8 protein-coding genes, 1 tRNA gene, 1 other RNA gene and 1 other annotated feature are annotated in these 7,706 nt (G+C 29.4%); of the genes, 9 read left to right on the top strand and 1 reads right to left on the bottom strand.

Annotated elements, in window-relative coordinates; all coding sequences use genetic code 11:
- Window positions 1–203: a binding site (T-box leader), on the top strand. This feature is flagged as partial in the annotation.
- Between the two features lie 124 nt (window positions 204–327).
- From serS to GFJ41_RS17495, 8 genes are all read left to right on the top strand, one after another.
- Window positions 328–1,611 carry a serine--tRNA ligase gene (gene serS, locus GFJ41_RS17530; RefSeq protein ID WP_021428133.1) on the top strand — a complete coding sequence of 428 codons (1,284 nt, stop codon included), beginning with the start codon at window positions 328–330 and terminating at the stop codon, window positions 1,609–1,611.
- A 219-nt stretch (window positions 1,612–1,830) separates the two neighbouring features.
- On the top strand, window positions 1,831–2,286 hold the full coding sequence (locus tag GFJ41_RS17525) for a nucleoside deaminase (protein ID WP_021428132.1): 456 nt from the start codon (window positions 1,831–1,833) through the stop codon (window positions 2,284–2,286).
- A tRNA-Ser gene (locus GFJ41_RS17520) sits at window positions 2,287–2,379 on the top strand.
- 23 nt (window positions 2,380–2,402) lie between these two features.
- Window positions 2,403–2,667, top strand: an RNA gene (ffs, locus tag GFJ41_RS17515) — signal recognition particle sRNA large type.
- 145 nt (window positions 2,668–2,812) lie between these two features.
- Window positions 2,813–4,462: a DNA polymerase III subunit gamma/tau gene (gene dnaX, locus GFJ41_RS17510; RefSeq protein WP_168932780.1), complete on the top strand. Its 1,650-nt coding sequence runs from the start codon at window positions 2,813–2,815 to the stop codon at window positions 4,460–4,462.
- Window positions 4,463–4,527: 65 nt separating this feature from the next.
- On the top strand, window positions 4,528–4,869 hold the full coding sequence (locus tag GFJ41_RS17505) for a YbaB/EbfC family nucleoid-associated protein (RefSeq protein ID WP_021428128.1): 342 nt from the start codon (window positions 4,528–4,530) through the stop codon (window positions 4,867–4,869).
- Between the two features lie 11 nt (window positions 4,870–4,880).
- A complete protein-coding gene (gene recR / locus GFJ41_RS17500; RefSeq protein ID WP_021428134.1) occupies window positions 4,881–5,480 on the top strand; it encodes a recombination mediator RecR in 600 nt (199 codons plus the stop codon).
- A gap of 153 nt (window positions 5,481–5,633) precedes the next feature.
- Window positions 5,634–5,861 (top strand): hypothetical protein, encoded by a 228-nt coding sequence (locus GFJ41_RS17495; protein WP_021428135.1) that lies wholly within the window; start codon window positions 5,634–5,636, stop codon window positions 5,859–5,861.
- 56 nt (window positions 5,862–5,917) lie between these two features.
- Here the strand turns inward: GFJ41_RS17495 and GFJ41_RS17490 are convergent, their stop codons facing one another.
- The gene (locus tag GFJ41_RS17490; RefSeq protein ID WP_024619993.1) at window positions 5,918–7,123 is read right to left on the bottom strand and encodes an MGDG synthase family glycosyltransferase; all 1,206 of its coding nucleotides are present in this window, start codon (window positions 7,121–7,123) and stop codon (window positions 5,918–5,920) included.
- 184 nt (window positions 7,124–7,307) lie between these two features.
- On the opposite strand from GFJ41_RS17490, the gene GFJ41_RS17485 reads away from it, so the two are divergent.
- Entirely contained in the window at window positions 7,308–7,538 is a 231-nt protein-coding gene (locus GFJ41_RS17485; protein WP_021428129.1) for a glutaredoxin family protein, read from the top strand.
- The last annotated feature ends 168 nt before the right edge of the window (window positions 7,539–7,706 follow it).

Raw genomic sequence — 7,706 nt, 5'->3', positions numbered from 1 at the left:
AATAGTAAAAAGCAAGTTTGTATTCAGAGAGTGAGTGGTTGGTGAGAACTCATTACAATGGTTTTTGAATCCATTCCTGAGCTACTAATCGGAAAATAATAGTAAGATTAGTCGTATACCTACGTTACAGGATTGAGAGGTTTATATTTTATAAATATAAACAACTAGGGTGGCAACGCGGATAACAGACTTTCGTCCCTTTTTAAGGGGTACGAGGGTCTTTTTTTATACAAAAAATCAAAAAATTGAAATAAAATCACTATTACATCATTAGGGGTAACGTTATTTTATTTTAAAATATAAAAATATTCTATAGGAGGAAGACAAATGTTAGATATAAAAAGAATAAGAGAAAATTTAGATGAAATAAAAAAAGCAATGGAAATAAGAGGCGAAAAAGAATTCGACCTTGATATAGTTGTAGAATTAGATAATAAGAGAAGAGAATTACTTCAAGAAGTTGAAGTTATGAAAAATGAATTAAATGTAGAATCAAAGAAAATACCTCAATTAATAAAAGAAGGTGTAGATGTTACAGAAGCAAAAGCTAAGTTAAAGCAATTATCTGAGAAGATAAAAGGATTTGATGAGAAAGTTAAAGAAGTAGAAGAAAAAATGGAATATAACTTAATGAGAATTCCTAATGTTCCTCACCCAGATGTTCCACAAGGAACAACAGATGAAGATAATGTACAAATTAGAACTTGGGGAGATCCTACTAAGTTTGACTTTGAAAACAAAGCTCACTGGGATATAGGAACAGGATTAGGTATATTAGATTTTGAAACTGCAGGTAAAATAACAGGATCAAGATTTACTTTATACAGAGGTTTAGGAGCTAGACTTGAGAGATCATTAATAAACTTCTTCTTAAATACTCATACTGAAAAGCATGGATACACAGAAGTATTACCTCCATTTATGGCAAATAGAGCTAGTTTTATAGGAACAGGTCAACTTCCTAAATTCGAAGAAGATATGTTCAAATTAGAAGGTCTTGATTACTTCTTAATACCAACTGCAGAGGTTCCTGTAACAAATATACACAGAGATGAAATATTATCAGCAGATGAGTTACCAGTAAAATATTGTGCATATACTCCATGTTTCAGATCTGAAGCAGGATCAGCAGGAAGAGATACAAGAGGATTAGTAAGACAACATCAATTCAATAAAGTTGAATTAGTTAAGTTTGTTAAGCCAGAAGAATCTTATGAAGAATTAGAAAAATTAACAAATGATGCTGAAACTATGTTACAAATGTTAGGATTACCATATAGAGTTGTAAGAATATGTACAGGAGACTTAGGATTTACAGCTGCATTTAAATACGATTTAGAAGTATGGATGCCAAGCTACAACAGATATGTTGAAATTTCTTCTTGTTCAAACTTTGAAGATTTCCAAGCTAGAAGAGCTGGAATAAGATTCAAGAGAGATAAGAAAGCAAAAGCTGAATATGTTCATACATTAAATGGATCAGGATTAGCAGTAGGAAGATGTTTAGCTGCTATATTAGAAAACTATCAACAAGCTGATGGGTCTGTAGTAGTTCCTGAAGCATTAAGACCATACATGGGTGTTGATGTTATAAAGAAAGATGAATTATAAGATTTAAAAATCTTACTTATCTAAATAGGGAGCTTACATATTAAGCTTCCTATTTATTTTAAAAATTCATAATCAAAAATCACTTTAGATTTAACAAAAAATGTATTAAAAAATAACATTAAATTTGTAGAATTATATTAGAATATGGGTTAAAATTTAAGTTGAATTATAAATTTAATTATGGTAATATTAAAGATGTTATAGGTTTTAGGAGGAAGCATGGACAAATCGTTTTATATGAGTGAAGCAATTAAAGAAGCATATAAAGCTTATGGAAAAGGCGAGACACCCATAGGTGCAGTCATAGTGAGGAATGGTGAAATTATAGCTAGAGCGCATAATCTAACTGAAACATTAAATGATCCTACAGCCCATGCTGAAATATTAGCAATAAGAAAGGCTTCAGATTACTTAGGTGGATGGAGACTTATAAATTGCGACTTGTATGTTACTATGGAACCATGTATAATGTGTAGTGGAGCTATAGTTCAATCAAGGATAAAAAAACTTATAATAGGAACTAAGCATATAAAAAACTTAAATATAGAAAAGCAACATGAATTCAAAGTTGACTACTTTAATACTTGCAATATAGATGTAACATTTGATATATTAAAAGAAGAATGTTCAGATGTATTACAAAAGTTTTTTAAAGAGTTAAGAAAGCGACAGTAAGGAGAGATGGTCGAGTTGGTCGAAGGCGCTCGCCTGGAAAGTGAGTATACGGGTAAAACCGTATCGTGGGTTCGAATCCCACTCTCTCCGCCAAAAAAATTATGGTTATAAGTTTGCTGTGCTAGACGGGAAGGTAGCGGTGTCCTGTAACCTGCAATCCGCTATAGCAGGGTTGAATTCCATCTAGAGGCTTATATATTGTAGGGCTGCCCTAAATAAGTGGTGTTGACACTTAGGTCCTGCGCAACGGAAGCTCATAAACTCCGCCAGATCCGGAAGGAAGCAACGGTAAGTGAATCCTTTCGTGTGCCGCGGGGGTGCCTAAGTCGAGCTAACTGTTTAGGTAACGCCTATGATAGTAAGTCAATAGATGGTGCACAGCTTTAATATAAAAATAAAATCCCTTGTATGAGGGATTTTTTTAATATAAAAAAATATATAATTGATTTATACTGAAATAGATAATATTTGTTTTAATTGGTATATAATAAAATATCGGGATTTTAGAATTAAGGAGAGATAAATTATGCATAAGGCGTTGTATAGAGCCTACAGGCCTCAAACATTTAAAGACGTTGTAGGACAAGAACATATAATTAGAACTTTAAAAAACCAGATCCAAAATAATAATGTAGGACATGCATATTTATTTTGTGGAACTAGAGGTACAGGGAAAACCTCAACTGCAAAGATTTTTGCAAGGGCTTTAAATTGCCAAAACTCTGTAGATGAAGAGCCTTGTAATGAATGTGAAGTTTGTAAAGATATACTAAGTGATAACATTATGGATGTTATAGAAATAGATGCAGCATCAAATAATAGTGTTGATGATATAAGAGAAATTAGAGAAAATGTAAAATATACTCCAGCAAAATGTAAATATAAGGTTTATATAATAGATGAGGTGCATATGCTATCTCAAGGTGCATTTAATGCACTTTTAAAAACACTTGAAGAGCCACCTTCATATGTAATATTTATATTAGCAACAACAGAACCTCATAAAATACCTGCTACAATTTTATCTAGATGTCAAAGATTTGATTTTAAAAGAGTTACAGTTAAAGATATGTCTACTAGAATGAAGGAAATATGCGATGATGTAAATGTAGTTGTAGATGACAGAGCTTTAAATTTAATAGCAAGAAACTCTCAAGGTGCACTTAGAGATGCACTTAGTATATTAGATCAATGTATGTCTTTTAGTGAAAATGATATAGAATACAAAGATGTTGTGGATTTGCTGGGAACAGTAAATATAGAGCAACTATTTGAAATGGCAGAGTACGTTATAAAAGAGGATACAAAGAAATGTTTAGAGATATTGAATGAGTTTGTAGTATGGGGTAAAGATATAAAGAACTTGATAGATGATTTAATAGATCATTTTAGAAACTTAATGGTGTGCAAGGTATCTAGTGATTTAGATGAAATAATTTCTTTACCAGAAGAAATAGTTGAACAGTTAAAAGCACAGGCAAGTACAATAGAGGTCAATGATATTATTAGAATTCTTAATATACTATCAACAACTCAGGATGCGATTAAGGTATCTTCAAACCCTAGAGTATTGGCAGAGGTTAGTATAATGAAATTATCTCAACCAATGTTTGATGAAAGTAAAGAATCTCTTTTAAAAAGAATATCTAATTTAGAAGAGGTTATAAAAAGTGGAAAAATAAATATAAATAATAATGTTGAGATAGAAAGTAAAAAAGAAGCTAAAGGAACTTCTGAAGAAAATGAAGCTGAAGTTGAGGAAGAAGTTTTTTATGAAGAAGTCAAAAATGAAGATGTTGAGTTAATAGAGAAATCTTGGGAAAATATACTTGCTCATATAAAGAAAGATAAAAACATGCCTGTATATGCTATTTTAAGAGAGGCAAAAGAGTTTAATGTAAGTGCAAATAACTTATATATAGTATTTGATGATAGCTTTGCATTTGCAAAAAATAAATTAAGTGATGAAAAAACTAGAAATTATATAGAGAGTGTAATAAGAGAAATACTGAATAGAAGTTTCAGTATAAAAATAATTTTAAAGTCAGAGACAAAAAATATAAAATTAGAAATAGAAAAAGAACAAAAGGATAAAGGCGAAGAAATATTAAAATCTGTTTTTCCTAAAGAAATAATAGATATTAAGCAAAGTATAAATGAAAATGAAATTAAATAATAAATACGAATATGATATAATAATAGCATATTAAATAAAAAGAATAATTAAGGAGGAATTTATATATGGCTAAAAAAGGATTCCCAGGAATGATGCCTGGAAATATGAACCAATTATTAAAACAAGCTCAAAAAATGCAAACTGATATGCAAAAGATGCAAGAAGACTTAGAAACAAAAGAAATCGAAACTTCTGTTGGAGGAGGAGCTGTTACAGTTAAAGTTAACGGTAAGAAAGAAGTTGTTGATATTCAAATAAAACCTGAAGTTGTAGATCCAGATGATATAGAAATGCTTCAAGACCTAGTATTAAGTGCTGTTAATGAAGCATTAAGAAGCGTTGATGATATGCAATCTTCACAAATGAATAAATTAACTGGAGGAATGAATATTCCTGGGTTATTCTAGTAGGTGATTAGATGCAAACTTATTCAGGGCCTATTTCAAGGCTAATAGAAGAATTTTCTAAGCTTCCTGGAGTTGGAAGAAAAACTGCACAGAGACTAGCTTTTCACGTTATTAATATGAATATGAATGATGTAGAAGCTTTATCTAAGGCTATAGTAGAAGCTAAGAAAGAAATAAAATACTGTTCTATTTGCTATAATATAACAGATAAAGATCCATGTAGTATGTGTTCCAATAAAAATAGGGACAGCGGTATTATATGTGTAGTTGAAGATCCTAGAGATGTAGCAGCTATGGAAAAAACAAAAGAATTCCATGGTCAATACCATGTATTAAATGGAGTAATTTCTCCTATGGATGGTATAGGTCCAGATATGATAAGAGTTAAAGAGCTTATACAGAGATTAGGAAATCAAGAAGTAAGAGAAGTTATAATGGCAACAAATCCAACTATAGAAGGTGAAGCTACAGCTATGTATATAGCAAGGCTTTTAAAACCTATGGGAATAAAAGTTACTAGAATTGCTCATGGATTACCAGTAGGTGGAGATTTAGAGTATGCCGATGAAGTTACAATAACTAAAGCTCTAGAAGGAAGAAGAGAAATATAAAAATCGAGATTTTATTCTCGATTTTTTTTATTTTTGTATTAAATTTGATGTCGTTTTTTACAATATTTTGGTTTATAAAATTTATATTGAAAATATTGAAGTTTCAATGATGGTGTTGTATAATTTTATTAAAAATTTTAATAGGGGTGCAAAATGAAATCAGCTATGAATTTTGAAGAGTACAATGCTATGAAAGAAAAAAGAAATAAGAAACTAAAATCATCGAAAGATAAATTAAAATACACAGAAGATGATGACATGAGTGTTCTTATAAAAAAGAAAAGTAAAAAAGCCTTTAAATCAAAAGAGAGCAGTTTTAAGAATAATTATAAAAATTATCAATATGACTATGAAGAAGATTTTTATGAGCCTAGGTACTAGGTTTTTATAGAATAGATAAAAAAACTGTAGATATTATATCTACAGTTTTTATTATATTATGATAATTCGACCTCTATAAGATTAGCTATGTTTTGAGAAGAATTAAATTTTCTAATTGATTTAATATTTTTTTTAAGAAGTTCAAGTCTAGAAGGATCATCTATTATTACTTTTAATAGTACTGATAAAGTATATTTTTTAGTTGTCCTAAGTGCAGAACCACAATTACATAAGAAATCTAAATTTTCCTCTTCTTGACCAGGTATATAGTATGGAACTATCATAGGAACATCTTTCAATAGAGCCTCTGTTGTTGTAAGTCCACCTGGCTTTGTAACAAGTATATCGATCGAAGCTAAAATATCATTCATTTTATCTGTAAATCCTAAAATATGTACTGTTTTACTAGTTATATGATTTTCTAGTTTTTTTGAAAGTTTTTCTTTCAGAGATTCGTTTCTACCTGTTATAACTAAAATTTGGAAATCCCTATCTATATCGAGCATTTCTTCGAATGTTTCTTTCATATTCCCAGCCCCAAAACTGCCGCCCATAAGAAGAACTGTTAATTTTTCAGGATCAAAACCTAATTCAGATAAAACTGTCTCTCTATTTCTATGTTGTAAGAATGATTTTTCAACTGGAATTCCAAGAGGCTTAACTTTATCTCCATCAACACCTTCTGAAATAAGAAGCTCTTTAACATATTCATGCCCTACAACATAGTAATCTAACTCATGCTGTATCCATGTAGAATGAGTTGTATAATCAGTTAATACTGAAATAAGTGTAGGAAAATTTTCATTGTTAAAATGATTATTAAAATTATCGTTAAAGCTAGTGTGAAATACGGGATTGCTATTAGTGCTACATTGTTTTTTTAAAGTACTAAGTGCTATCATAGGAAAAGGATGAGTTCCTATTATTAAATCGGGTTGCTCATCTAAAAGTAATCTTCTAAAACGTTTAGCCATAAAAGTTGTTATCATATTTCCTTTAAACTCATTTTTAGAAACAAGTCCAGTTTCAGAAAATCTATAAACTTTACCATATGCATTAGGTGTGTAAATAGCAGATTTTTCATATCCTCTAGATATAATCTTATCCATAGTAGTATTTACAAGTTTTAAACTATCTATGATTTTACATTCTATGTTTTCCCCGTCAAGTGTCTTTTTTATTAGTTCTTCTTCAATAGCTCTAGCTGCTCTATTATGGCCACCACCTGTAGATGCGGACATAATTAATACTTTCTTGCTCATATTAGAACCCTCCTAAAATTAGCTTTATAAATATTGTATATTTATATAAACTTACGAATAATATTAATTATTTGAAACACAGTATTGACATATTACACTTAATATTTAATACTAATCTAATATATGTAAAACAAAAATACAAGAGTGGTATTTTAAAAAAGAAAGTAGGAGAAGTGAAAAAAGCATGAAAAAAATAGAAATCTTTAGTAGTGATAAATGTAAACAATGTATTGAATTAAAAAAGTATTTAAAAGAAAAAAATATAGATTATACTGAATATAATATATCTGGGAATGACGAAAATAGAAAAACTCTTATAAAACTTGGATATATGTCTGTGCCTGTTTTACTTATAGATGGAAATCATGTTTTAGGTTTTGATAAAACTAGAATAGACAGCTTATTAGAATTATAAAAACATATATAAATATAAAAAAATATATAATATATGAATAAAAAACATCAGCAATTGGAAAGCTTAACAAAGAAAGTTTAAATTTCTAAATAAAAAATAAAATTAAATTTAAAAAAAGTGTTGACGATGTTAAATTAAGATGGTATAGTATTACTTGTCCTTAAGAAA

Source organism: Paraclostridium dentum (assembly GCF_012922555.1).
GTDB lineage: Bacteria > Bacillota > Clostridia > Peptostreptococcales > Peptostreptococcaceae > Paraclostridium > Paraclostridium dentum.
The sequence above is the reverse complement of the archived record's forward strand: the minus strand, read 5'-3'. Positions and strand labels throughout refer to the sequence as shown.